2 protein-coding genes and 1 pseudogene are annotated in these 2,408 nt (G+C 63.4%); all 3 read right to left on the reverse strand.

Features of this window, described 5'->3' with window-relative positions; genetic code table 11:
• A partial coding sequence (locus E5W87_RS26155; RefSeq protein ID WP_292404283.1) for an ATP-binding cassette domain-containing protein occupies positions 1-759 on the reverse strand: 759 nt, incomplete at its 3' end.
• An 89-nt stretch (positions 760-848) separates the two neighbouring features.
• Positions 849-1,880, reverse strand: coding sequence for a BMP family protein (locus E5W87_RS26160; protein ID WP_292404255.1), 1,032 nt, complete (start codon positions 1,878-1,880; stop codon positions 849-851).
• A gap of 164 nt (positions 1,881-2,044) precedes the next feature.
• Positions 2,045-2,408: pseudogene (locus E5W87_RS26165) on the reverse strand (3-oxoadipyl-CoA thiolase); the annotation flags it as partial.

Here is a 2,408-nt window from a genome sequence, read left to right on the forward strand (position 1 = left end):
GTCCAGGGTCAGCACCGCGGCACCCGGCGTCGATGGTCCCCTGGCCGGTGGAACGATCTCGTGGCCGCACATCAGCCGCGCCATTTCCGAGGACGTCGTGCTGGCAGGTGCGTCGACGCGGCCGGCAACGCGGCCATGCCGCAGCACGACGCAGCGATGGGTCAGCGCCCTGACCTCGTTGAGCTTGTGCGAGATGAAGATGATGCCGAGGCCCTGGGCCGCCATCGACCGCAGCGCCGAAAACAGTCCGCCGACCTCGGTTGGCGCCAGTACCGCCGTCGGCTCGTCGAGGATCAGCAGCCTTGCGCCGCGAAACAATGCCTTGACGATTTCGAGCCGCTGCTGCTCGCCCACCGATAGTGCCGAGACGGGAAGGTCCGGATCGAGCGTGAGCCCGTGCTGCCGGCCGATCTCGGCGAGCCGCGCCAGCCCGCCGGCGAGGTCGATCCGGCCCGACTTTCCGGGAATGCCAATCAGCAGGTTTTCCAGCACCGAGAGCCGCGGCGCCAGATGAAAATGCTGGTGCACCATGCCGATGCCGGCGGCAAGCGCATCGGCCGAACTGTTGATCGTCACTGGCCGGCCCTGGACCAGGATGTCGCCGGCGTCCGGCGCATAGGCGCCGAACAGCACGTTCATCAGCGTCGTCTTGCCGGCGCCATTTTCGCCGAGCAACCCAAGAATCTCGCCCGGTGCCACGCTAAGATCGACGGCTTCGTTCGCCTTTACGGCGCCGAAGCTCTTGGAGATACCGCGCATTTCGATGAGAGGGGCGGGCGTTGACAAGGCGGAATCCTGGTGGCGTTGGCACGGATACCCCTCCCCTCAAGGGGGAGGGGTAAGGCCGCTCAATCCGAAACCGGCGTATTCTCATCCACATCGACGCGGAAATTGCCGTCAAGGATTTCGGCCTTCTTCTTTTCGACCAGCTCCTTGACATCTGCGGGCAGCGTCTTGTCGAACTTGTGGTACGGCGCCAAAAAGGAGCCGCCCTTGCCCATGCGCGAGAAATCACCGTAATCCTGCGCGGTGAAGACCCCTGCCTTGACCAGCTTGATCGCTTGCTCGACCGTCGGATACATGTCCCAGACCGGGCCGGTGATCACCGTATCGGGCCCGAGGTTCGACTGGTCGGACATGTTGGAGATGGCGAGGATCTTTTTCTCGACCGCCGCTTCGATGACGCCGAAGCGCTCGGCATAGATCACGTCGACGCCGGCGTCGATCTGGGCGATAGCCGCTTCCTTCGCCTTCGGCGGGTCGAAGAAAGAGCCGATGAAAGCGACCTTCCTCTTGATATCAGGATTGACTTCCCTGGCGCCGGCGAAGAAGGCGTTGACCAGCCGATTGACCTCGGGAATGCCCATCGCCGCAACGGCGCCGACCGTGCCTGATTTCGACATCTTTCCGGCGATCAGGCCGGAGAGGTATGCCGGCTCGTGGATCCAGTTGTCGAAGACGCCGAAATTCGGTTCAGCCGGCCCGGCGCCAGAGCCGAACAGGAAGGCGACCTTCGGGAACTGCTTGGCGGTTCGGCGGGATTCCCGTTCGGCGGCAAAAGCGTCGCCCATCACCAGCTCATAGCCGCCTTGTGCATATTCGCGCATGACACGGCTGAAATCTGCCGTCTGCACTTTCTCCGACCACTTGTACTCGATGCCGAGTTCCTTCTCGGCCTTCTGCAGGGCGACATGGATCTGGTGGTCCCACGGCTCTTCGATCGGCGTGGCGAAGATCGCCGCCACCTTCAGCTTCTTGTCCTGCGCCAAGGCACTGCCAGGCAGTATGGCTGCCGCCAAGCCTAGCGCACCCAGCTCCAGCACATTGCGTCGCGAAAGTCCTTCGCGTTTCGATTGGATTTTGCTGTTCCCATTTTCCATTGCATGCCCCTCTGATTGACGCCGTGTCGAGCCGGCTGTTTCTTTGAATTATCAGCGAGGGAACTATGGAACGGCGTCCGACCTTTGTCCACATGGTCAAATTTGTGGGAAAGCTGCAGCTGGCCGCTTTTCGTGGTAAACCGCGGCCGGCGCTCGATCTTGTTTTACTGCCTCTCCAGCGCCACGGCGATGCCTTGACCGACGCCGATGCACATGGTGGCGAGCGCGTAGCGCCCGCCGCGTTCGCGAAGTTCCAGCGCCGCAGTGCCTGATATGCGCGCACCCGACATGCCGAGCGGATGGCCGAGCGCGATGGCGCCGCCATTCGGGTTGACGTGCTCCGCGTCCTCGGCAATGCCGAGTTGGCGAAGCACCGCGATCCCTTGGGAGGCAAAGGCTTCGTTGAGCTCGATGACGTCGAAGTCTGTCGGCTTCAGGCCGAGCCGGGCACACAGCTTCTGCGTTGCCGGCACAGGGCCGATGCCCATGATGCGCGGCGCTACGCCGGCGGCCGCACCGCCGAGGATG

The sequence above is a fragment of the Mesorhizobium sp. genome, assembly GCF_004962925.1.
Classification (GTDB): domain Bacteria; phylum Pseudomonadota; class Alphaproteobacteria; order Rhizobiales; family Rhizobiaceae; genus Mesorhizobium.